The organism is Flavobacterium sp. GT3R68, assembly GCF_007109225.1.
GTDB lineage: Bacteria > Bacteroidota > Bacteroidia > Flavobacteriales > Flavobacteriaceae > Flavobacterium.
In genome coordinates, this window is sequence record NZ_VJZK01000004.1 from 281,414 (window position 1) to 305,726 (window position 24,313).

General features: G+C 36.6%; 22 protein-coding genes, 1 tRNA gene and 1 pseudogene. 6 read left to right on the plus strand and 18 right to left on the minus strand.

The genetic code is table 11. The annotated features are described in order from the left end of the window. Positions 1-144 precede the first annotated feature (144 nt). The gene (locus tag FNW07_RS09885; RefSeq protein ID WP_126742549.1) at positions 145-2,097 is read right to left on the minus strand and encodes an OmpA family protein; all 1,953 of its coding nucleotides are present in this window, start codon (positions 2,095-2,097) and stop codon (positions 145-147) included. Between the two features lie 46 nt (positions 2,098-2,143). Beyond that, complete coding sequence (locus FNW07_RS09890; protein WP_255512745.1) at positions 2,144-3,889, minus strand: Ig-like domain-containing protein; 1,746 nt, start codon at positions 3,887-3,889, stop codon at positions 2,144-2,146. On the opposite strand from FNW07_RS09890, the gene FNW07_RS13800 reads away from it, so the two are divergent. Next, positions 3,888-4,112: a hypothetical protein gene (locus tag FNW07_RS13800; protein ID WP_185964642.1), complete on the plus strand. Its 225-nt coding sequence runs from the start codon at positions 3,888-3,890 to the stop codon at positions 4,110-4,112. The two genes, FNW07_RS09890 and FNW07_RS13800, sit on opposite strands and share 2 nt — an antisense overlap. Before the next feature lie 45 nt (positions 4,113-4,157). On the opposite strand, the gene FNW07_RS09895 is transcribed toward FNW07_RS13800, so the two are convergent. The 12 genes from FNW07_RS09895 to FNW07_RS09950 form a co-directional block, all read right to left on the minus strand. Beyond that, positions 4,158-4,805 carry a DUF305 domain-containing protein gene (locus FNW07_RS09895; RefSeq protein WP_126742545.1) on the minus strand — a complete coding sequence of 216 codons (648 nt, stop codon included), beginning with the start codon at positions 4,803-4,805 and terminating at the stop codon, positions 4,158-4,160. Between the two features lie 54 nt (positions 4,806-4,859). After that, a complete protein-coding gene (locus tag FNW07_RS09900) occupies positions 4,860-5,954 on the minus strand; it encodes an alpha/beta hydrolase (protein ID WP_126742543.1) in 1,095 nt (364 codons plus the stop codon). 181 nt (positions 5,955-6,135) lie between these two features. Further along, positions 6,136-6,220 (minus strand) — tRNA-Ser (locus tag FNW07_RS09905). A 176-nt stretch (positions 6,221-6,396) separates the two neighbouring features. Further along, positions 6,397-7,530, minus strand: coding sequence for a 3,4-dihydroxy-2-butanone-4-phosphate synthase (gene ribB, locus FNW07_RS09910; protein ID WP_126744912.1), 1,134 nt, complete (start codon positions 7,528-7,530; stop codon positions 6,397-6,399). Between the two features lie 5 nt (positions 7,531-7,535). Next, positions 7,536-8,963 (minus strand): LptF/LptG family permease, encoded by a 1,428-nt coding sequence (locus FNW07_RS09915; RefSeq protein ID WP_126744913.1) that lies wholly within the window; start codon positions 8,961-8,963, stop codon positions 7,536-7,538. A gap of 6 nt (positions 8,964-8,969) precedes the next feature. Then, a complete protein-coding gene (locus tag FNW07_RS09920; RefSeq protein WP_126744914.1) occupies positions 8,970-9,659 on the minus strand; it encodes an outer membrane lipoprotein carrier protein LolA in 690 nt (229 codons plus the stop codon). Between the two features lie 6 nt (positions 9,660-9,665). Next, positions 9,666-12,128, minus strand: coding sequence for a DNA translocase FtsK (locus tag FNW07_RS09925; RefSeq protein ID WP_126744915.1), 2,463 nt, complete (start codon positions 12,126-12,128; stop codon positions 9,666-9,668). A 54-nt stretch (positions 12,129-12,182) separates the two neighbouring features. Next, on the minus strand, positions 12,183-12,557 hold the full coding sequence (locus FNW07_RS09930; protein ID WP_126744916.1) for a diacylglycerol kinase: 375 nt from the start codon (positions 12,555-12,557) through the stop codon (positions 12,183-12,185). Between the two features lie 9 nt (positions 12,558-12,566). After that, complete coding sequence (tpx, locus tag FNW07_RS09935) at positions 12,567-13,064, minus strand: thiol peroxidase (protein ID WP_126744917.1); 498 nt, start codon at positions 13,062-13,064, stop codon at positions 12,567-12,569. Between the two features lie 118 nt (positions 13,065-13,182). After that, positions 13,183-13,440, minus strand: a complete 258-nt coding sequence (locus FNW07_RS09940) for a hypothetical protein (protein WP_126744918.1) — start codon at positions 13,438-13,440, stop codon at positions 13,183-13,185. 2 nt (positions 13,441-13,442) lie between these two features. Further along, positions 13,443-13,751: a co-chaperone YbbN gene (locus tag FNW07_RS09945; RefSeq protein ID WP_126744919.1), complete on the minus strand. Its 309-nt coding sequence runs from the start codon at positions 13,749-13,751 to the stop codon at positions 13,443-13,445. Between the two features lie 6 nt (positions 13,752-13,757). Then, positions 13,758-14,393, minus strand: coding sequence for a peroxiredoxin (locus tag FNW07_RS09950; protein ID WP_126744920.1), 636 nt, complete (start codon positions 14,391-14,393; stop codon positions 13,758-13,760). 263 nt (positions 14,394-14,656) lie between these two features. Between FNW07_RS09950 and FNW07_RS09955 the strand changes: the two genes are divergently transcribed. Beyond that, positions 14,657-16,336: an amino acid permease gene (locus FNW07_RS09955; RefSeq protein WP_126744921.1), complete on the plus strand. Its 1,680-nt coding sequence runs from the start codon at positions 14,657-14,659 to the stop codon at positions 16,334-16,336. A gap of 71 nt (positions 16,337-16,407) precedes the next feature. Here the strand turns inward: FNW07_RS09955 and FNW07_RS09960 are convergent, their stop codons facing one another. From FNW07_RS09960 to FNW07_RS14015, 3 genes and pseudogenes are all read right to left on the minus strand, one after another. Beyond that, the gene (locus tag FNW07_RS09960) at positions 16,408-17,442 is read right to left on the minus strand and encodes a leucine-rich repeat domain-containing protein (protein WP_126744922.1); all 1,035 of its coding nucleotides are present in this window, start codon (positions 17,440-17,442) and stop codon (positions 16,408-16,410) included. Positions 17,443-17,492: 50 nt separating this feature from the next. Continuing rightward, complete coding sequence (locus FNW07_RS09965; RefSeq protein WP_126744923.1) at positions 17,493-18,854, minus strand: T9SS type A sorting domain-containing protein; 1,362 nt, start codon at positions 18,852-18,854, stop codon at positions 17,493-17,495. A 110-nt stretch (positions 18,855-18,964) separates the two neighbouring features. Further along, positions 18,965-19,291, minus strand: a pseudogene (locus FNW07_RS14015) (cystathionine beta-lyase); the annotation flags it as partial. Positions 19,292-19,434: 143 nt separating this feature from the next. On the opposite strand from FNW07_RS14015, the gene FNW07_RS09975 reads away from it, so the two are divergent. The 3 genes from FNW07_RS09975 to lpdA all read left to right on the plus strand — a co-directional run bounded on the left by FNW07_RS09975 (position 19,435) and on the right by lpdA (position 22,124). Then, positions 19,435-19,893, plus strand: coding sequence for an Lrp/AsnC family transcriptional regulator (locus FNW07_RS09975; RefSeq protein ID WP_126744924.1), 459 nt, complete (start codon positions 19,435-19,437; stop codon positions 19,891-19,893). Between the two features lie 78 nt (positions 19,894-19,971). Further along, entirely contained in the window at positions 19,972-20,568 is a 597-nt protein-coding gene (locus FNW07_RS09980) for a DUF1579 domain-containing protein (protein ID WP_126744925.1), read from the plus strand. Between the two features lie 152 nt (positions 20,569-20,720). After that, positions 20,721-22,124 (plus strand): dihydrolipoyl dehydrogenase, encoded by a 1,404-nt coding sequence (lpdA, locus tag FNW07_RS09985; protein WP_126744926.1) that lies wholly within the window; start codon positions 20,721-20,723, stop codon positions 22,122-22,124. Between the two features lie 55 nt (positions 22,125-22,179). Here the strand turns inward: lpdA and FNW07_RS09990 are convergent, their stop codons facing one another. Continuing rightward, positions 22,180-22,560, minus strand: a complete 381-nt coding sequence (locus FNW07_RS09990) for a DoxX family membrane protein (RefSeq protein ID WP_126744927.1) — start codon at positions 22,558-22,560, stop codon at positions 22,180-22,182. A 426-nt stretch (positions 22,561-22,986) separates the two neighbouring features. On the opposite strand from FNW07_RS09990, the gene FNW07_RS09995 reads away from it, so the two are divergent. Further along, positions 22,987-24,285 carry an anthranilate synthase component I family protein gene (locus FNW07_RS09995; RefSeq protein WP_126744928.1) on the plus strand — a complete coding sequence of 433 codons (1,299 nt, stop codon included), beginning with the start codon at positions 22,987-22,989 and terminating at the stop codon, positions 24,283-24,285. The last annotated feature ends 28 nt before the right edge of the window (positions 24,286-24,313 follow it).

Sequence of the window (24,313 nt, forward strand, 5' to 3'; positions counted from 1 at the left end):
GTTACATTGGCGTAATTCTAAGTTACGAAAGCATATATCTAAATGGCAAACGCACCAATCTAAAACTAACTTCAGTTCACTATTAAGCATAAAAAAAAGGCAAGAATAAATCCTTGCCCCTTTCTCTCCCAAAACAAAAAGTCTTTATTTATTAGGTATAATATCAATCACTACAGTACGATTGTAAAAACGTTCTTCAGGGAGTCTATTTCCAAAAGGCTGTAACTCCGGGTTCTCCCCATTTCCATTCACTTTGAAGGTCACATCAGTTCTACCGCTTTTTGCTAAACTGCTTTGCAAAATCTGTTTCACATCATTAGCTCTTGCAGTAGATAAAGCAGTGTTGTTGTTTTCTTCACCAATACTGTCGGTATATCCATTGATGATCACAGTACCATTTGTCGGGATTTTTGGAGCTACTACTTCAGATAAATACTTTTCGTATATCGCAATCGCATCCGAGCTGTTAAACTCATAGATAACGCTAAAACGCATACTTTCAGACTGAGTAGAAGGTTTCCACAACACCACGTGAGCATTTTGTTCTTCTCTGGTAACTTTACCATCAGCACTGGTTCCAACCAACGTAATTTTATAATCACCTTGTTCTTTTGTACCTAAGATATCTTTACCGGGAATTTTAACTTCTTCCTGATTGTAAGGACCAAAAGTTTTTACTTTTCCATTCACATCTTTCACTTCAGCGGTCCAGCTTGTAAAGGCTTTTTCAGCACCTTTCACACTAAGTGTAACATAACTGCTTTCAGGAGCAACGGTCAGTGGAGCAATTTCGACACCTCTTAAAGGCGCCCCAGGGCCACTTTGAAATTCCATCAATAAATCGGGTGAATTACTTTCAATAGAAACCCTGCGGTCTCCGGCACGAAGTAAATCCAATTCCAATTGGCCACCCGGTTGTTCCGAAGGGATTTTTGGTTTATCATTACCTTCAATAGCAATTCTGTTACCATCAATGCTGAAAATATTCACTAGATAATCTTTAATAGACTGAGCCATTAACTTACCATCTGCAGCACCTTTTTCAGAAGAACCCACCAACGTAATAGTAGCGGCCGGATTTTTTTGCATTCTGTCACCTAAAACATTAAGTATGTTGTAATAAACCGTCATGCTTCTGGTAGAGCGACCTGACAGATTTTTTGGTTTAAAAGCATCCAATTGATTTTCCTTGAAATCGGTAACCTGATTTTTGTTCAATAATTCATAACGAGCCGGAATAGCTGTTGAACCTAAATCAAAAAACACATAATTACGTAAAGGAAACGTTTCTCTTACATTGGCTTCTACCACACTGTTGTCCGGAGAATTAATTGTAAAACCATAAGAGACCGGAGTACTTACAACCATGGTACCACGACCGAATTTCAATGCCGCACCTGCTCTAAGAGTAGAAACCGACCAGGATTCAGAAGAACGTGGGTTTTGACCGAAATAAGGATGGAAAGCTACAAAAGGAGAAAGTACCCATTGTGTCTTGTTCTTTTGAGACGATAACGCTACATCATATCCCATACCAATCTGCATGGACAGTATTACATCTTTCGTATTACTGAATTCGCCGTTAACAGCCGGTAATGGCTCCTGATCGGGGTAAGCGGGATTGATGCCAGTTTGGTACTCGTATGCATTTTTGATATTAAAACCTACTCTTGGTCCACCGTACAGATAGAAGTTCCCTTTAAAAGGAGCGACTCTCAAACTAGGTTCAACAGTAATATAACTCAAATCAGTTTTCAAATCTTCAGGACAACCACAGCTATTCGCTGTAACTTGTTTGAAAGAACCTCTTCGGCTGTCTAAACCCGCCTGAAACATAAATCCAAAAACCGTATTTGGTTTATGGTATTCAAGTAAAGGCGCGATGAACAAGCCAGTACCATACCCCTTATGGAAAGGGGTAAGTGCTGTAAAATCATCCGACAATTGTTGGGTCGTACCGGTGAAGAAATTCATATTTGCGCCACCTGCTACACCGAAGAACCACGATGGTTTCGTATATTCTTCATTTTGTGCGATGATTGACTGCGCTCCTAAAAGGAGAACAGCTGTACACAGTATTTTATTTTTTAATTTCATAATATCTTTATGTTAATTGTATAATTATAAGGGAATCTTCAGATTCTTATTGCGGAACGTTGATTGTGGTATTCACCATAGTCACAGAAGCTACCAGTGAGATCGCTCTACCATTCAATACAGTCTGTACCGCATTACCTGAAGTAGAAAGTGTTACACCGGCACTAGCGACAATAGTTCCTACCATCACACCACCACCAGCAGCATTAATTGTAGCTGCGCTACCTACCTGCCAATATACATTCTTTGCAGAAGCACCATTAATCAGAATAATACTTCGGGCACCAGCAGGACCCGCAGATCCAACAGTTAATCCAGAGGCACACTGAAATACAAATACTGCATTCGGATCGCCCTGAGCATCCAGTGTCAGGTTACTACCTGCAATGCCGAATGATCCACCAGCAGCTTTATAAATTCCGGGAGGCAATGTTAAACCACCTAATTGTCCGGCTCCAGGATCAATTCCACCAGGCATTGAGGCAGGAGAAAGATCGTTGTATAATGCATTGGCATCCATTACCGCCTGTTGTGCGAAGGCAAATGAAGTGGCAGTTCCAGGAAATGGCGGTGCTGTAAAAATACCTCCGGTAACCAGTCCTTTATTAAGAGGGGTTTCTGTATAAACATCCGCAGTAAGGCCATCATGAAAACCAGTCACTAGAGTAGAAGCTGCTGTAGTTGCAATTCCACCATTAATGACAGTGTTCAGTCCCTGATTCGTTATCCCGGCATTACCGCCAAGACCACCAACATTTAAAAGGCTACGCACATCAGGACCGCCTATAGTAGAAGCCAATGTAGTAAAACTCCAAACATAATCATTAGTCATTCCAACACCAGCACTATTTTTCACAGCTGTTGTAATCGTAGCGGTATATGTAGTATTTGACATTAAAGTAGCAGAAGGTGTAAAAAGAACCGTCGCTCCGGAGAATGAAAATGTTCCATTAACAGGAGTTCCGCCATCCATCACTTTGAATGATGCATTGGTTACTGTAGCAGGATTCATCACCTGATTGAAAGTAGCGGTAATTATTTTGTTCAGAGGAACATTATTTTCTAAATTAACAGGGTTGGTAACCAGAACCAATGGTGTTAAAGTAGTTCCAGTAGAAAAAGTCCAAACATAATCAGTCGTCATACCAACGCCATTTGAATTCTTAACTGCTGTTGTAATAGTAGCAGTATAATTCGTGTTAGCCGTTAATTGGGCTGAAGGCGTAAAAATAACTTTGGCACCACTAAAAGTAAATGCTCCGGTGATGTTGGCAGTTCCGTTAGAAACACGGAATGAAGCAGGAGTAACTGTTGCCGGATTCATTATCTGGCTGAAAGTAGCCGTAATAATTTTGTTAAGCGGAACGTTAGTAGATCCATTGATTGGATCAGTAGCAATTACTTTAGGTATAATCGAATTTCCTGTTGAAAAACTCCATACATAATTTACCTGCATTGCATTTCCCATAGTATCTTTTACTGACGTGGTAATGATACCTGTGTACGTCGTGTTTAACAATAGGTTAGAAGAAGGAGTAAAGTGCACTGTTGTTGCAGTTGCCGTTGAGTCAAATGTTAACACACCGACAATTGGATTGGGTCCATTAACTGTAAAAGAAGTTGCAGTAATAGTACTTGTATCCATCAGCTTATTAAATGTTGCAGATATCACCTGATTCAGGGGAACATTCACATCATTGTCGGCTGGCGTAGTACTGGCTACAGTAGGACATAAGCCTTCAGTAGCAACATAGTCATCCTCCGCACAAGCAAAGACAAAAAGTAGTGCCATGAAGGTGAAAATTTTAAAAAGTTTTATTGTTTTCATAATTGGGATTTTTTTGAGAGCTACAGAGCGTAAATCTCATGGGACAAAGATTGCCCTATTAAAACTGTTAAATGTTACACAAAAGATTATCATTGTTACACAAATAGCACAGCAGTTTCAAAACGGAAGTGGGTTCATAAAAAAAGACCCTATTAACAAATTGTCAATAGGGTCAGAGGTTATTTAAGATAACCCACCGAGGGATTCTTGCATACGAGGTCTCGATATACTTTTATTTATGTACTGAAAGCCAGTTTTGAAATTCTTTTACTTCTTTGGTGTACTCATTAATTTCTTTTTGAGCCCTTTTTTTTAACTGCGTATTTTTGCTGTGAAAAAATAAACTTTTTGACATTTCAATTCCAGCTTCGTGATGGGGGATCATCATAGTTATAAAATCCCTATCGGTATTGCCTGTCAATTGTATCGCCTTCATCTCTTTCATCATTGCCGCCATTGCGTTTTGCATTTCAGGATGGATTTCTTTGATTTTATGTTTTTTTGGTTTTGCATCCTGTAAGATCTCTTTCAGGGTCGACTGTTCCTCCGTTTTTACAACGATTATATTTTGAGCAATCGCTTTAATTTTTTTATCGGTACCTGTTTCGACTTCCATTAATGCCATGTCGATTGCTCCCTGATGGTGTACAATCATCATTTTTGGATAATCAAAGTCATAATCATTGGTCATTTTAATAGCATTCATTTTTACAATCATCGTGTTCATTGCTTTCATGAAATTGTCATCAGCTTTTACAGTGGGCTGTATAGTGGATACCGTATCAATTATAGGGGTGCTTTCCGGTACAGTGTCTGTTCTTTTGCATGAGGAGGATAATATACAGAAGCTTAATATCGATAGCATTAGATATTTTTTCATGGTTGAAAATTTTAGATTATTAAAGTTACAAATACATTTTAAATTGTCACTAATTTAAAATGTAAAGAGACCTTTCAGGTTGTCATCATCGAAATAACATCTTACGTGATGGCATTTATCAACAAAAGTTAAGTCGGCCATTTTAATTGGGGAGTTAGGAAATTGTTTTTCGAAAAGCATCTTTAATTTTACAGCTTCATTATGGTAATTACATCCTAGGGTTGTATTGCCATATTTTTTTGGTCCAGGTCCAAACAGTCCTACTTTATTGTCTTTTTTTCGGAGCACAAAATCTTTTTCATTATAGGCAATCATAAGCCTGTAGTTGTCTTTCGACTTATAATCTATTGTAGAATTTCTTTTATAATAATTATTGGAAATTATATCAGCTGCAATAGCAGGAGCGATTAAATAAATATTGACAATATTATTAGCAGGGGTTTTGTGTCCGTCGTTGTCAATGTCAAAAAGTGCGTATGCGGCCACTTTTGCACCCAAACTATGGCTAACGATATTAATCGTTCCTGAATTTAAGTCGGAAATGATCATTTTTAAGCTTTTTCCAACATTTATAGTATTATTTTTCTGCGCTTCCTCAAACAGTCGGAATAAAATTTTGTTTTCACTTGCCTTTGCTGAAAAACAGCATCCATAAAGGCCATCCCAATAAACCTCTACATATGAGGTCGGAGTCAGATATTTATCAAGGGTTGTTATCATAGTCTTAAAATCAGTACCAGCCGGGCGATCATGATTGATGATATTGAACGGTTTTCTGAAGCCATGAATCAAGAATGTCAGCGAAGTGGCATAAGATCCATTACGGATGATTTTCTTTTTTAGATTGTTTGCAATGGAATCATTTAAAATTTTAAAATTTTCGTCATTGTAAATTGTAAATGGACATTTGTAAAGTTTTGCAATATTGTAAAAATCTACCGGGTTAGCTTTATACCATTTCAGCAATGACGATTCACTATTTGCCAAGGCAGTGTCTGGAATTAAATAGTCAGGATAAATGCTACCGTCCTTATCAAAATAGATAGCCGATTTATTGTCTCTCAAGTCGCGTTCTCCGAACAGCACATGCGTATTTTGGGAGTAGACGTTTTGGAACAAAAGTAATATTAGTATTATACTTTGTTTCATTGATTTTAAATTTATAAAATCCACCTTACAGAATTTTCAGCTATTCAGATTAATCTAATTGTTTCGTAAAGCTATTCAATTTATTCCTTTTATTTGGCGAATCTCTGTTTAACGATTAAATTGCAGAGTTGGAGTGACACTGAAAACAAAAAACCCGAAACTTTCGTTTCGGGTTTTTTTGCGGAGAAAGAGGGATTCGAACCCCCGGACCTGTTACAGTCAACAGTTTTCAAGACTGCCGCATTCGACCGCTCTGCCATTTCTCCAGTATGTTGCCCTCATTGCTGATTGCGAGTGCAAATATAGTAACCTTTTTTGATTTCTAAAACATTTTTATTTAAAAGTTATAGAAAAATAATGTCTTAATTTTTAACCGTTTCATTTCGTATGGTTTAGAAGCAATTTATTTTCGAATATAAAAAATGAAGTGGATTTTTCGGTTCTAATATTGAACGTATTCGGTGATTTCAAGTCCGTAACCAATCATTCCGACACGTTTGGTCTGTTCGGTATTGGACACTAATTTAATTTTGGAAATATCAATATCGTGCAGGATTTGTGCACCGATTCCAAAATCTTTATTGTCCATTATGATTTTTGGCGCTTTGAAAACTCCTTGTTGTTGCAACGATTTTAATTCTGAAATCCGGTTAAGTAAATTGGCCGATTGTGACTCCTGATTGATGAATATAATGGCACCACGGCCTTCTTCATTGATCAGTGTAAACATATCGTCCAGTTTTTTGTCCGCATTATTGGTTAGCGTTCCCAAGATATCGTTATTGACTAAAGTTGAATTGATGCGTGTTAATATCGGGTCACCCAAATTCCAAGTGCCTTTTGTTAAGGCAACATGTATTTGCTTATTTGTCGTTTGCTGATAGGCTCTTAAGCGGAACGTTCCAAAACGCGTTTCAATATCAAAATCTTCCTTTTTGACAATAAGACTATCGTGAAGCATCCGGTAAGCTACCAAGTCCTCGATCGATACTAATTTTAAATTAAATTTTTTGGCAACCTCCACTAATTCCGGTAACCGGGCCATGCTTCCGTCTTCGTTCATGATTTCTACAATCACACCAGCTGATTTAAAACCTGCCAGACGTGCAAAATCAATAGCGGCTTCTGTATGTCCGGTTCTTCTTAAAACTCCGCCTTGTTTTGCTATTAATGGGAAAATATGACCGGGACGCGCCAAGTCGTGTGGTTTTGTATTTGGGTCAACTAAGGCTAAAACGGTTTTTGCCCTGTCTGATGCCGAAATTCCTGTAGTAACACCATTACCTCTCAAATCCACTGAAACGGTAAAGGCTGTTTCCATGGGGTCGGTGTTGTTATTTACCATTACGCCAAGTCCTAATTCTTTGCAACGGCTTTCGGTCAATGGAGCGCAAATTAAACCTCTTCCGTGTGTAGCCATGAAATTAATCATTTCTGGGGTTACTTTTTCAGCGGCAGCTAGAAAATCACCTTCATTCTCCCGGTCTTCATCATCAACAACAATAATTATTTTTCCTTGACGGATATCTTCAATAGCTTCTTCAATGGTGTTGAGCTTAAGGTTCTCGATTAACATGGTATTTATGTTTGGGATGGAAATAATTTCTGAAAAAGTTTTTGAAATGGCTGCAGGATTATATCCATATTGATTAATCCAATATCATTGGTAGCCCTATAGGTCAATAAAATGGCAAGTGGAGTAAGTATAAATGAGGACATCCAGGCTCCCATAAATGGAGAAATTCCGTCTTCTTGGGCCAATCTTTTTCCAAAAGTATTGATAAAATGAAAAGTGATAAATATTAAAACAGCAAAAACAATCGGTAATCCTAGACCTCCTTTTCGGATGATGGCACCCAACGGAGCCCCTATGAAAAACATAAGAATGCACCCATATGTAATTACAAATTTATCATATAATGCCAGCCAGTGATTATTGATATTTTTGCGCTTGAAATTCATCTCATCTTTAGAACTTTCAATGGAGAAACCGGTACTACTGACGTTACTATTGGCAATCTGTAAAATATTTACTTTCTCGGCGGCGTTGTATAATGACAATAAATTTTCCGGAATTTTGCCTGATTTGACTGTTGGAGTAAGAGTTATATTAGTAACACCTGTTCGTTGGTAAATATTTTCAGCAAAAGAAGTCAAATCCTTATTGTAATTTTTATGCAACGAATCAAGAGTATAGGTCAATTCGTTTACATTCAGCATCGTATTGGTATTCGAGATATTACCATCATCAGCCACTTTGTTTAAAATGGATAAATCCATATTGATGATATCCTTTTTGAAGGAGGCTTTTGCAAAAGGAATATTTTTTCGTTCTTCGTATTTCTTCGGAATAATATCTTCGTAATAGTAGCCATCGAATAAAACAAGCTTTAAAATATTTGAATCTTCGCTGCTGACCAATTCGCCTTTTTGGGCACGGATAACGGTATTAACCCCAATACCCTGATCCGATTTTTTGTGGATAGTAATTCCGCTAAGTATATTTCCGTTTTCTCCGGATTTCTTGTCGACTTTAATACTGTAATTGCCAATTTCGCTAAACTGTCCTTCGGCAATAGCCATTGCAGGTTTTCTTTGTGCTATGTTTTTCCGGAAATTGATGAATTTATATTCGGCATACGGAATCACATTATTGGCAAAAATAAAGGCCAGGGCACTTAGCAATAAAATGAATATCGTCAGGCTCTTCATCGCTCGCTGCAAGGATATTCCGGAAGATTTCATCGCGGCAAATTCATAATTTTCAGCCAGGTTGCCAAAAGTCATAATCGACGCAAGTAACACAGATAGTGGCAGTACCAATGGAATAATCCTTGGCATCGAAAAAAGAAGGAATTTGATGATCAGGACAAAATCCAAATCTTTACCTGCCAATTCGGAGATAAACAGCCAGACGGTTTGCAGTATGAATATAAAAAACAAGATTACAAATACCGTAGTAAATGTAATCATGAATGTTTTTAGAAGGTATTTGTCAAGAATCTTCACTTCAAATTAATCTAATTTATTGATGTAGTAATTTGGGTACTTACTCTCAGCAAATATAAATTGATTTTTTGACAATGGCTGATTGGTTTTAAAAGAATTAACAGTCAAAGTTGTTTTTGTTCCGTTCTTTCCAATTTCAATTAAATTGTAGATATTTTTAGTCTGAATATCAATACCTAAAAGGATTTCTTTTCGTTGATCTCTTGAACTTATCGGAATCAATTTAATATACTGAATTTTTCTTCCTTTTACATTCTGAAGTATATCCCAAGTGTATTTATACCCATTGTTAAAGAAAGTCAGCATCTTTGACGGTGTAATCGCGCTGTCATCTTTCTCATTCACTTTGGTAATCGAAACTTCTTCATCTTCAGGATTGATTGTATAGGTTTTCTTTCCGTCGTATATTTTGGTAACACCCATCAGATTCAACACATACATATTGTTCTTCATCGTAACATTTCCTTTACTCTCCTGATTGATATTTTCTTTGGAATTATTCAGTGAATATTTAAAATCAATGACAATATTCTCGTAACTCTTAATTTTAGAAGTCACGTCATCCAAAAGCTCTTTGGCTTTTTTATCTTGTGCCTGAACACTAAAGCCGAAAAGTAACAGTAAAGTAATTTGAAGAAATTTTTTGGTCATGCTTCCGTTATTTTTGTTCTCGTATTTGTGTGTAGTTGATTTCATTTTAATTTAGTTTTGTTCATTGTTGAAAAATTGGTCCAAAGCTACTAAATCTGGAATGTTGACACTTCGGGCTTTACTGCCTTCGAAAGGTCCTACAATTCCGGCGGCTTCCAATTGATCAATCAATCTTCCGGCGCGGTTGTAACCCAGTTTCAGTTTTCTTTGCAAAAGTGATGCCGAACCTTGTTGTGCCGTTATTATTATTTCAGCGGCTTCACGGAACAACGAATCCCTGTCTGATATATCCATATCAAGAGTAATGCCACTTTCTTCCCCAACAAACTCAGGAAGCAGATATGCATCCGGATATGCTTTTTGTGAACCAATGAATTCGGTAATTTTTTCCACCTCCGGAGTGTCTATGAATGCACACTGAACACGCACCACATCGTTCCCGTTTGTATAAAGCATATCCCCACGACCAATCAACTGATCCGCTCCTTGGGTATCCAGAATAGTTCTGGAGTCAATTTTAGAGGTTACCCTAAAAGCTATCCTTGCCGGGAAATTCGCTTTAATCAACCCGGTAATTACGTTTACCGATGGTCTTTGCGTGGCAATAATCAAATGGATTCCGATAGCTCGGGCCAATTGTGCCAATCTCGCAATCGGGGTTTCCACTTCTTTTCCGGCAGTCATAATCAAATCGGCAAACTCATCAACTACCAATACAATGTACGGCAGGAAGCGATGCCCATTTTCAGGATTCAGTTTTCGGGATTTGAATTTATCGTTGTATTCCTTAATGTTCCGGACCATCGCATCCTTTAATAAGGAATAGCGGTTGTCCATTTCGACACAAAGCGAATTCAACGTATTGACTACTTTGGTATTATCAGTAATAATCGCATCTCCCGCATCCGGTAATTTTGCTAAATAATGTCTTTCTATTTTATTGAAAAGCGTTAATTCCACTTTTTTAGGATCCACCAAAACAAATTTAACTTCCGCGGGATGTTTTTTATAAAGTAGTGAAGTCAACACCGCATTCAAACCCACCGATTTACCCTGACCGGTTGCACCAGCCATTAAAAGGTGTGGCATTTTAGCCAAATCCACTACAAAGGTTTCATTTGAAATGGTTTTTCCCAAAGCAATTGGCAGTTCCATTTCGGCTTCCTGAAACTTAGCGGAACCAATCACACTTTTCATCGAAACCATCGTTGGATTTTTGTTCGGAACTTCAATACCAATGGTTCCTTTTCCTGGAATTGGCGCAATAATACGAATTCCTAATGCCGAAAGCGACAACGCAATATCGTCCTCAAGACTTTTAATTTTTGAAATACGGATTCCAGCTTCAGGAACAATTTCGTATAAAGTTACCGATGGTCCGACCGTCGCTTTAATTTGCGCAATCTCGATTTTGTAGTTACGCAAGGTTTCTACAATCCGGTTTTTATTTTCCTCGAGTTCTTCCTGATTGATAGTAATCCCTCCTGAAGAATATTCTTTTAATAGATCCAGGGTTGGGAATTTGTAATTGGATAAATCCAAAGTAGGGTCAAACAATCCAAAATCGGCCACCAAACGGGAAGCCTGATTTTCTTCGACGACATCCTCTTCATGTGCTTTTTCAATCACAAATGATTCGTCGTTAGTTGTGATTATTTCCGGTTCAGCTACCATAGTTAATGGTATTGGAGTAGGTGCGACCTTCAATGTTGGTGACATGTTTATTTCGGAAGAATTATTAATGGTAGGTTTTAATTCCTCTCGATTAATTTCAAATTGGGAAACGGGTTTTAATACCGGTTCTGCATATAATTCTTCCTCTTCTTGTTCTTCTTCACGAACGGCAAATTCCTCCAAATTATAAATGCTTTGGGATTCGGTCACAACCGGAGTCAAATCGGCGTCAATTTCTTTTTTAGTGCTTTCGAAAAAAGATTTTATAGCGTCCGGAGATATTTTGATTTTAAAAATCAGGTAAATCAACAAACCGAAAACCAACACTAATAGCGTTCCGGATTTACCGATGTAATCCTGTAAAAGAATGTTCAACTCATATCCGATGGTACCGCCTAATTCAGGTAAAGTAGTTGCGAAAAACCCCAACAGAACTGACAATATCACCATTACAAATAAGTCCCAGAACCAGATGCTTTTCAGTTTTTTTACAGATATGTCCAAAACTAAATACGCTCCGGTCAGAAAAAATAATTTGACAAATAAAAATGAAGCAGCACCAAATCCTTTGTAAATAAAAAGGTCGGCCAGGAAAGCACCAAACTTACCTAACCAGTTATTTACGGTTTCGGAACGGTCGGTCAGTTCGTTAACTGCACTTTGATCTTCCTGTCCGTGGATGAAGAATGAAATAAAAGCCAGTAGCAAAGCGATTGAAAATAAAACGAATACGCTTCCAATCAGGATTTTATGCTGGCGGGTTATTTTCCAAGGTTTTTTACCTTCAGAATTACTTTCAGTTTTTTTATCGGAAGATGAATCTTTTACCTTTTTTGCCATTCGTTGTTGTGATAATTGCTATAAAAATATATAATTAAAATTGAATTTTTACCATTATAAAAATTTGGGCACATAAATCATTAACCCAATGGCTATTGCTGCCATTGCGGCGAAAAAAACTCCACCGGCGGCAATATCTTTAATAAAACCGATTTTTTCATGATAGTCGGGATGGATGAAGTCGGCTATCTTTTCGACGGCAGTGTTCAGGCTTTCCACAGCAAGTACCAACCCAATTGCTAAGGTCTGAAACATCCATTCGGAGGCCGTAATTTCAAAGTAAAAACCAGCAAAAATCAGTAAAATAGCCAGTGAGAACTGAACCATTACGCTATGTTCCGTAGTTATCAGCTTCAATGCACCCTTAAGGGCAAAGTTCATGCTTTTTAACCTGCCGGTAAAAAAAGTATTGTCTTTTTGAAATTCCATTATCTGATATTAAAGGGCAGCTAAAGCAGAATCGTAATTAGGCTCATCCACAATTTCGCTCACTTGTTCAGTATGTGTAATTGTTCCGTTTTCATCGATTACAATAATAACTCTTGAATGTAAACCGGCAAGTACGCCATCAGTAATTTCCAATCCGTAGTTCTTACCGAAATCCCCAGTGTTGAAATCAGAAAGATTAACGACATTTTCAAGTCCTTCAGCACCACAAAAACGTTTCTGTGCAAAAGGTAAATCTCTTGATATGCACAATACTTTGGTATTATCCAATGTGCTGGCCTGTTCGTTGAATTTTCTAACAGAAGTCGCACACGTTCCGGTATCGATACTTGGAAATATATTCAGGACCAATTTACTTCCCGCAAAATCAGATAAGCTTACAGTCGATAAATCGGTTTTCAACAATTTGAAATCGGTTGCTTTAGAACCGGGTTTTGGTAATTCACCATTAGTGTTTATAGGATTTCCTGCAAGGGTTATAGATGCCATTTTTTTAGATTTTTTTTGAGCTTCAAAAGTATGAAAAATATGTTTGTGAAAATTACTTAAAAAAGAAAAACTCTTCTGACGGATCAGAAGAGTTTTCAAGTGAATTTTATTTATAAGTTTACTTATCTATGGAACCTAAAACGCGTTGCATGAAACCATTCAGCGCTTCTTTTTTATCCATTCCGCCTTTGACCATTTTATTGACCTCAAGCGCACCATACATATTGGAAATCAATTCGCCGATTACATCTAGTTCTTCATCTTTTAATGAAGGGATTTCGGTTAATGCTTCCAGTACTTCAATGGTTTCAATCAGGTAATCCTGATCGTTATCTTCAATAAATTGGGTCAGATGTTTAATTACGGGTAATTTCATCTTTATAGAATTTCGTTTACCAATTCGGCTAAAACTTCAGCTTTGTTGGTTTGGGTTTCGTTGACCAATTTACCGTTGATAAAAGTCGCAAAAGTAGGCAGGTTGCTTACGTTGGCTAACTTTCTGGATTCCGGAGCATTTTCAGCATCGACCAAAACAAAAGCAATCCCTTCATTTTCGGAAGCTAATTTCTTGAATTTAGGTTTCATAATGCGGCAGTTTCCACACCAGGAAGCAGAAAATTGAACGACTACTTTTTCGTTTTTGGTAACCAAATCCTGTAAGGTGTCTTCGTTTAATTCAATTAACATAGCGAATTAGTTGTTTAAGTAAGTCGCAACACCTTCTCTTGTTGCATGCATCGCTTCTTTACCTTCTTCCCAATTCGCAGGGCAAACTTCACCTTTAGTCTGAACGTGCGTGTATGCATCAATCAGACGTAAGTATTCGTTTACGTTTCTTCCTAATGGCATATCGTTTACACTTTCGTGAAAAATTTTACCGGTTTCGTCAACCAAATAGGTAGCTCTATAAGTTACGTTTGAACCTTCAATAATAATCGAATCAGTTTCGTCACTGTAACCGGTTGAATCAATATCAAGGATTCCAAGAATATTAGATAAATTACGGTTAGTGTCTGCCAAAATAGGGTAGGTCACTCCTTCAATTCCACCATTATTTTTTGGTGTGTTCAACCACGCAAAGTGAACTTCGTTGGTATCGCATGAAGCGCCAATTACGATAGTATTTCTTTTTGTGAATTCAGGCAACGCAGACTGAAATGCATGCAATTCCGTTGGGCATACGAATGTGAAATCTTTTGGATACCAGAATAACAAAACTTTTTGGTTGTTTTTGGTAGCTTCTTCGAAAATGTTGATTTTCATGTTGTCCCCCATTTCAGAAATGGCGTCAACTGCAATGCTTGGAAATTTTTTACCTACTAATGACATAATTATATTTTTTAATGTTAATGTTTAAATTTTATGATGCAAAAATAGGGAATACGCTCAGTACTATAGTATCGATTTCAATTATATATTTTTATGAAGTGATAGTTTTTGACGATTGAAACGAGCCATTTAAATTTTATTGGACAAACCTCTATTTCTAGAATTGGTTTTATATATTTGTTTTTGCTAAAAAAAACGCAGTATCGATACTAATTTGACCGATACTTTGCCATAAAACCAACACTTTAGAAGAAAAATTATTTATGTCCTTTTCAAACTTATTTAGAAGAAAATCCACTACAACTATATTAAAACAAGGCGGCGATGGTGAAGAACATTCCGGTCTTCACAAAGTTTTAACTGTTCGTGACCTTACTTTTTTCGGAATTGCTGCTATTATTGGTGGAGGAACATTCAGTGCTATTGGAAATGCCTGTTTTTCAGGAGGTCCTGGTGTCGTAATTCTTTATGTTATTTGTGCCATTGCCTGTGGTTTTACAGCCATGTGCTATGCGGAATTTGCTTCCCGTGTTCCAGTTTCCGGCAGCGCTTATACGTATGCGTATGTTTCTTTCGGGGAAATTTTTGCATGGATTATCGGTTGGGCGTTGATTATGGAATACTCGATTGGAAACATCTATATCGCTTTTTCATGGAGCGGTTATTTTACCAACCTATTGGAAACCTTTTCGATTCATCTGCCTGAATGGCTGACAATCAATTACCAGTCGGCACATTCTGCTTTTCTTGAGAATAAAGCCGGAGAAGGATTCTCAGCGTGGCAAAATGCCCCAATGATCGGTAGTTTGAAAGTGATATTCGACATGCCGGCCGTTGTTATTAACTTATTGATTACGTATTTGGTTTACAGAGGTACAAAAGAATCCAAGAATATCAGTAACATTATGGTAATGATCAAGTTGGTTATTATTGTACTGGTTATTATCGTGGGTGCTTTTTACATTGATATTGACAACTGGACTCCATTTATGCCAAATGGTTTTAAAGGAGTTATGGGCGGTGTTTCGGCAGTGTTCTTTGCCTATATTGGTTTTGATGCAGTGTCGACCCTTGCAGAAGAAAGCAAGAATCCGCAACGGGATTTACCGCGTGGTATGATTTACTCCTTAGTGATATGCACCGTTGTTTATATTATCCTGGCGTTAATTATTACCGGTATGGTTTCTTATACTTTATTAGGTGTAAGCGATCCTTTGGCAGAAATTTTTGCATTGAAAGGTGTAAAATGGATGTTATTCATTGTGTCAATTGCAGCGGTAGTGGCGATGACCAGTGTAATGTTGGTGTTCCAGATGGGACAGCCCCGTATCTGGATGACCATGAGTCGTGACGGATTAATGCCGAAGAAATTTGCCAATATTCATCCAAAATATAAAACTCCCGGTTTTGCCACTATCGTGACAGGATTGGTTGTGGGTGTCCCAATTTTCTTCACGGACGAAAACTTTGTATTGGATTTTACCAGTATTGGGACTTTGTTTGCCTTTGTATTGGTGTGCGGTGGGGTTTTAATGTTATCGCCACAAAGTGAGGCTGAAATCGCAGAGCGTCAGACCAAGGGTAAATTCAAAATTCCGTATATCAATTCCAAATTTATTTTCCCTGTAATTGTTGTTGGATCAGCCGCTTTGATTTATTATCTGTTTCCAACATTCTTTACTGAGACTTTTGATTTTTCTGGCGATAAAATGGCAACCAATATCACTATGGTCATATTCTTTATATTATGTATCGTAATGGCAGTCATATCGTTTCTTAAAAACTTATCTTTAATCCCACTATTGGGCTTGATTTCCTGCTGCTATTTATTGACCGGAATGGCAGTTTCCAACTGGAAATGGTTTGGAGTTTGGTTATTAATCGGTTTGGTGTTCTATTTCTGTTATGGATATAAAAACAGTAAACTGAACGCTAAGAAGTAAGACGATTTTATAAAAAAAAATCCGTTTCTAAATACTAGAAACGGATTTTTTTGTTGAAATAACTGGACTATTTAATTTTTTATAAATTTTGTTGTCGCTATTCCTTTATCATGAATGATAGTCATGAAATAACATCCAGATTGCAGTTTTGATACATCTAAAATAAAAGAACTATCAAAATTAGGATTTGCAACGGTTTGTATATATTGACCAAGGTTATTATAAACATTGATTGATTTTACTGAAATGGCATCTTTGATATTGATAGTAAGTGTGTTTTTTGCAGGATTTGGATATAATGTAAACGAGGTATTAAAATCAATATCATCAGTGTTTAATAAACAATTTGTATCGCAGGAAGTCGTGAAATTAATACCATTTGTATTAAAATTAAGTCCGTCATTCACCGCATCAAGTTCACCAGAATCGTAACAAATTGTTGTTAAGGAAGGTAAATTATTAAACATAAAATTATGTAATGGAGGAGGTGTTAATTTTGCAGTTGCAATTACCTCAGAAATAACATTATTTTTAAGATATAAAGCTTGGAGATTCGGGTTATTACTGCACCAAAGAAATCTAACATTCGTACCACACAAATTTATTTCTGTCAAAAGATTATTTTTACATTGAATCTCTTCTAACTGTGATAAATTCTGAAAATTAACATTTGTTATTTGATTGAATGAAAACCATAATTCTTTTAAGTGAGTTAAATTTTCAATCTCATTTAATGAAGAAATTTGATTATTACTGCAAATTATCCCTTCCAGATTTGCCAAAGTAGAAAAAGGTAAATTTGTAATTTGGTTATTTTGGCATTCAATAAATTGAAGATTAGTAAAACTCTCTATTCCTGTCAGATTGGTTATGGTTCGCGAGCTGAGGTGCAAAGAATAAACAGTTAATGCTTCACTAACTTGAATTTCATTATCATTATTTATATCCACTATAATATGAATTCCATTAATATCATCAGCGATACCATTTGAAGCATCAGCTTCAATAAGTTTGGATTTAAAATTAACATCAGGAATATTAATTATTTGAGCGTTTACTGAAAAATCCAAAATTAAAATGAAGAACATTATATGAATTTTTTTCATAAAATTTGATGTTTTCGTTGCTACTTCTAGAACGGATTTATTATTGAAAGTTACTTGATTTTAATAAATTTCGCTGTTGTTTTTCCTTTATCAGTAATAATTTTGATGAAGTAATGACCGGCCTGTAATTGTGAAACATCAATCGCGTTAGAAGTATTAAAATTAGGATTTGAAACTGTTTGTATCACTTGCCCCACGTTGTTATAAATTGCAAATGATTGTATGTTAATTGGTTCCTTTGCATAAATAGTAAGAGTGTTTTGTGCCGGAATTGGATATAAAGTAAAATAATTACTAAACTCAAAAGCAGCCGCTTTCATCGTAACAACTGTAGAACAAGTCGGCCCGGTATATATAATTACATTCCCGCTACTGTTATAATTAGTGTAGGCCAGGTTATTTTCCTCTCCGGCATCAACGCAAATGGAAGTAAGTAACGGTAAATTATCAAATCGGAATGCAAAAAATAACATGTCAGGGTCGCTGGTTGAACCTACATTATTTTTCACGTTAATAGAAGTAAGATTAGGATTGTCAGAACAAAATAATTGTGTAACTCCTGATTGGCTGCAATTTATGGAGGAAACTAATGTAGAGTTCATACCTAAGTATGTTAATAAATTAAAATTAGTTACATTAATACTGGAAATTGGATTTAAACTACAGTCTAAATAGTCAATAATCGAAGCTATTGGAAGCAAATTTATTGAAGTAATATTATTGTTTGAAATATTTAAATAATGTAAGTTAATCAAACCGCTTAAATCAATAGAATTTAAATTGTTATTTGCACATACGATTTCGCTAAGACTAGTAACATTTGCTATATTAAAATTTGTTAATTGGTTGTCATTGCATAAAACATATTTAATGTTATTTAAACCTGATAAATCCAACGTACTGATAGCATTATTTTGACAAAATAAGGTCTCTAAATTGGTCAGACCGTTTACATTTAATGATGTTAAGGAGTTGTAATAACAAAATAAACTTTTTAAATTTACCAAGCCATTTATATTTAACGAACTGATATTATTACGGCCACAATGAATATTTTCCAATAAGATCAAATTATTTAAATTGAGAGATGTAATTTGATTGCCATCACAATTTAGTATTTTCAAATTTAAAAAATTTTGAATTCCTTCCAAATCATAAATGTCGTTAATGGTATTGTTGGTTGCTGTAGAAACATCCAATTGAGAGACACTCAATGCTTCGCCAACTTCAATTTCGGAATTGTTATTTATGTCAATTTTAATGGAACCCCCAACAGAATTTTTAGCTATGCCATTGGAAGTGCTTGCTGCTAATAGTTTGTTTTTAAAAGCTGCATCCGGAATAGTAATAATTTGCGCAGAACTGCCCAAGCTAAATAACGCCAGAAGAAGAAAATAAGTGATAATTTTCATGAGAAAGATTTAGATGCCAAAGATAGTAATTTCTGTAAGATAATTGTTAAAATAATAAAAAACCGTCTGAAATTTCTTTCAAACAGTTTGACTTGTAAGTAAGCTGTAAACTATTGTATTGCAGTAGTTTCTGAATTTAAAACGCTCAGTTCGGTCATGCAGGCCTGCATCATTTCAAAGGTGCGTTGGACACCATTATCCAGTCCGATAGAAAACCGGATCAAACCAACTGCCAGTTCCATTTCATCTTGTTCTTATAACGGAATTTATGATGAAGTCAAAGTTCCCGGAGCACTGAGCAAAGTTTTGTAAAATTCTAAACTAGGTTTCGCTCTTGCATCAATTCCATTATTTCATTCGCTTGTCCAGTGTTCCCACATCCAAAGTCATCATTCCTCAAAACCATACTCAGGAATAATCTTGTTTTTATAAGCTTCACTCATAAGCAGTCAAAAGTCAATAAAATCAAATAATTAGATTATAAAACTATAAAATGCTATTTTTGAAGTTAAATTTACACAACAATTGTTTAATATTTAGCAATTGCCGATTATCTTAAAGCGGCTTAAAACCAAAAATTATGGCATTAGATAACATAGATACCAAACTGCTGGGGTTGCTTCAGGAAGACAGTAAGAAAACCACGAAAGAATTATCCTTAAAACTAAATCTTTCCGTTACGGCGGTGTACGAACGGATTAAAAAACTCGAAAAAGAAGGCATCATCAGTAAATATGTAGCGTTGCTGAATCGGAGCAAAATCCAGAAAGGATTCGTTGTGTTTTGCCATCTCAAACTGACGCAGCATACCAAAGAATTCATTACCCAATTCGAAAAAGAGGTCGTTCAGCTGAATGAGGTATTGGAATGTTTTCACGTTAGCGGGGATTACGATTACATTCTCAAAATTTGTGTCAAGGACATGGAAGAATATAGGGAATTTATGGTGACCAAACTGACAACCTTGCAGCACATCGGAAGTACACACAGTACGTTTATGATCGGTGAAGTAAAAAATACCACAATCTATAATTTATAGAAAAAACTGTCTGAATTTTCATTAGTTTGAGCCATAAATTTTATAAATTTGTACTGATAACCAATTAAATATAATATTATGAAAAGAATAATTTTATTGGCAGGTTTTATGGTTGCTTTCTCATTCAGCCTTCAGGCTCAAACGCCTAATAAGGAGGAAATGATGAAATCCTGGGGAAAATACATGGCACCGGGAGAAATGCATAAAATGCTCAGTTCCACTGATGGTGTCTGGACAGAAGACATTACGATGTGGATGGATCCTTCGGCACCACCGACAAAAAGTAAAGCCAAAGCCACTAACCGAATGATTATGGGCGGCAGATATCAGGAATCCAAACACGTTGGTACATTTGACGGAAAAAAATTTGAGGGGTTTGGGACCCTAGGTTATGACAATGCAAAAAAAGTATTTCAAAGCACCTGGATCGATAACATGGGTACAGGAACAATGTTTATGGAAGGAACTTGGGATGCCGCAACAAAAACGGTAAATTTCAAAGGAAAATGTGTCGATCCAAGCAGTGGCCAGGAAATGGATGTGAGGGAGGTTTACACAATGATGGATAATAACAATCATAAGATGACAATGTATATGACGATGCCGGGGCAATCCGAAATGAAAACCATGGAAATCCTTTTAAAAAGAGTAGGGAACCAGCCGGTAAAAAAATAAGAATAATTAATTCTGATTCTCAAAAAGGGACAGCTGCATTTCGGCTGTCCCTTTTTATATTATTTCCTTAGTAAACGATCCGCTTTATGAACAAAATTCATTAATTTTGTCACGCAATTTTTAAAAAAAAACACAACAAAATAAAATAAACTATGAGTTCATTTGATGTAGTCATTATAGGTTCTGGTCCCGGAGGATATGTAGCAGCCATCCGTTGCGCGCAATTAGGAATGAAAACTGCCATTATCGAGAAGTATTCAACGCTGGGAGGAACTTGTCTTAACGTAGGTTGTATTCCTTCAAAAGCGTTATTGGCATCTTCTCACCACTTTGACGAGATTGCTCATTTTGCTGACCACGGAATCGAAATTTCCGGTGACGTAAAAGTGAACCTGGAAAAAATGATTGCTCGCAAACAGGCGGTAGTTGACCAGACTTCTGGCGGAGTGAAATTCCTGATGGATAAAAATAAAATCACTGTTTTTGAAGGAATCGGATCTTTTGTTGATGCTACTCATGTGGCTGTTGCCAAAGCTGACGGAACTGCTGAAACCTTAGAAGCTAAAAATATTATCATAGCGACCGGTTCTAAACCATCTTCGCTGCCTTTTATCCAAATAGACAAAGAAAGAATCATTACTTCAACCGAAGCATTGAAACTTAAAGAAGTGCCAAAACACCTTGTTATTATTGGAGGTGGTGTTATCGGAATCGAATTAGGACAAGTATACCTTCGTTTGGGAGCACAGGTTTCGGTAGTGGAATTCATGGACCGGATCATCCCGGGAATGGACGCTTCATTATCTAAAGAATTAACCAAAGTCCTGAAAAAACAAGGAATGAAATTTTACGTTTCACACAAAGTGAAATCAGTGGAAAGAAATGGGGATATAGTTGCTGTTCAGGCAGAGAATGCAAAAGGGGAAACCATTACGTTGGAAGGTAATTACGCTTTAGTTTCTGTGGGCCGTCGTCCGTACACAGATGGATTGAATGCCGATAAAGCCGGTGTGAAAATTTCTGACAGAGGACAAGTGGAAGTAAACGATCACCTGCAGACTTCAGCTGCTAATATTTATGCTATCGGAGATGTAGTTCGTGGTGCAATGTTGGCGCATAAAGCCGAAGAAGAAGGGGTAATGGTTGCTGAAATTCTTGCCGGACAAAAACCTCATATTGATTATAACCTGATTCCTGGTGTGGTGTATACCTGGCCGGAGGTTGCTGCGGTTGGACAAACAGAAGAGCAATTGAAAGCTTCCGGTGTCGAATTTAAAGCGGGTAGTTTCCCATTCAAAGCATTAGGCCGTGCCCGTGCGGGTGGTGATCTGGACGGATTTGTGAAAATTCTTGCTGACGCCAAGACCGATGAAGTGTTGGGTGTTCACATGATTGGGGCCCGTTGTGCCGATTTAATTGCTGAAGCAGTTACTGCAATGGAATTTAAAGCCTCTGCTGAAGATATCTCCAGAATGTCACACGCGCATCCAACTTTTGCGGAAGCAATCAAAGAAGCGGCTCTTGCTGCAACTGATAACAGAGCGTTGCATGTTTAAGGCTTTAAAAATTTCTATTATAAAAAAAAACCGTCATCTGACGGTTTTTTTATGCTTATTCTTTAGCAACAAATATTCCTTTGTAATTGTTCCAATGACGGTATATCAAAAATAAATTCCCTAAAAATAAAAATAGGGCAACCGGAATTCCTTCAGGCGACATAAAAAAGTTGATAAATAAGATATTTATCGTAATCGGTAAAATCAGGAGGCTGGCTAATGTTACATAACGACCGGAAACAAAGGCTATACCACAAAGTAATTCAATGGATTTAGCTAGTGGCATCAGATAGGTAGATGCCACCAATCCCACTTGAAAAGCTTTAAAGTTACCGGTTACTACCGGTTCTGGAGCTAAATTTAAGAAGTAACTGATGGAGGCGAAGAGAAGTAAAAGGCCAATCAATACACGAACAATAATGGTTGCGATTTTCATAATAAGGCAGTTTTGGTTGGTTAATAGATGTACTCGTCGTTACTGTTTTTGATTGGATACTTTACTTCCTGATGCTAATTTTTCAGGCGTAATTTTAATCGAAACTATAGGGTCTTATAGTGCGGATTATTGCATACTTTTAATTAAAGCTGTCGAATCACTATCAAAGATACAATATTATAGTTAAATTAAAAAGAAAATGCTATCGAACCGATGTATTTATTTTCTTATTTTTTTGAATTCTTTTTATAATGAATTAAATGACAATTCCTATTAAAGCCAAAGCCCATAACTGCCCTTATCGATAATTAAATCAGGTTTTTATGTGAATATGATTTCATCGTAAAAAGCGTGACAATTTTTTGCAATAATCCCATCACGCGAAAATTTTTATTGTAATTTTGAATTTCATAAATATTCTGTTTTTTGAGAACTTCTTTTAAGCATTCCATTTCCAATCCGGCCCAGTTCAAACAGCAGCTTTTAGTATGGGCACAGCATTTTCGTGAAGTTATCTTTCTGGATAGCAATCAGTATCCGCAACAATATTCTTCTTACGATTGTGTTCTTGCTGTGGATGCGTTCACTTCCATAAAAACGGATTATCACAATGCTTTTGAGGATTTAAAAGTTTATCAGCAAACGACTAAAGACTGGCTTTTCGGTTACCTGTCTTATGATTTAAAAAATGATGTTGAAGAATTGCAATCTGCTAATGGAGATCAACTCGAATTTCCCGATTTATTTTTCTTTCAGCCAAAAAAAATATTTCTTTTAAAAGACAATGATCTGGAGATTCATTATCTTAATATGTGTGATGATGAACTTCATGATGATTTGGAAGAAATCGTGAATTTGGAAACAATCCTTGAAGACTCTAATACTGTTATCGAAATACAACAGCGAATCCCAAAAGAACAGTATCTTTTGAAGATTAAGGAAATGCTCGTTCATATTCATCGTGGCGATATTTATGAAGCTAATTTCTGTATGGAGTTTTACGCTGATTATACCGAGATTAATCCTTTGGAAATGTATCATAAACTTAATGTCATTTCTGAAACGCCCTTTGCCGCTTACTTTAAAAACAACAAACAATTTTTACTTTGCGCTTCCCCCGAACGCTATTTGCGGAAGGAAGGCACAAAAGTCATAACCCAGCCGATAAAAGGTACAGCAAAACGCAATTTCGATTTAATTGCCGATAATCAAGCCATGGAAGATTTACAGGCTGATCCAAAAGAGCGGGCCGAAAACACAATGATAGTCGATTTGGTTCGGAATGACTTATCGCACACTGCCGAAAAAGGTTCGGTAAAAGTGGAAGAATTATGTGCTATTTATACTTTCAAGCAAGTACATCAAATGATTTCGACGATTGTTTCTGAAGTGGCGCATCATATATCACCGGTAGATATTATCAAAACCACATTCCCCATGGGAAGCATGACCGGGGCACCCAAAATATCTGCCATGAAAATCATCGAAGATTTAGAGGAAACCAAACGCGGATTGTACAGTGGCGCCATCGGTTATTTCACACCTGATGGAAACTTCGATTTCAATGTTGTCATCCGAAGTATCTTATATAATCACGAAAATCAATATGTTTCTTTTTCGGTTGGAAGCGCGATAACAGCCCAATCCATTCCGGAAAATGAATATGAAGAATGTCTGTTGAAAGCAAAAGCAATGCGACAGGTATTGAATAATCAACAGGAATGACTCACTTTTTGTCGCTGAAGTAAATTTT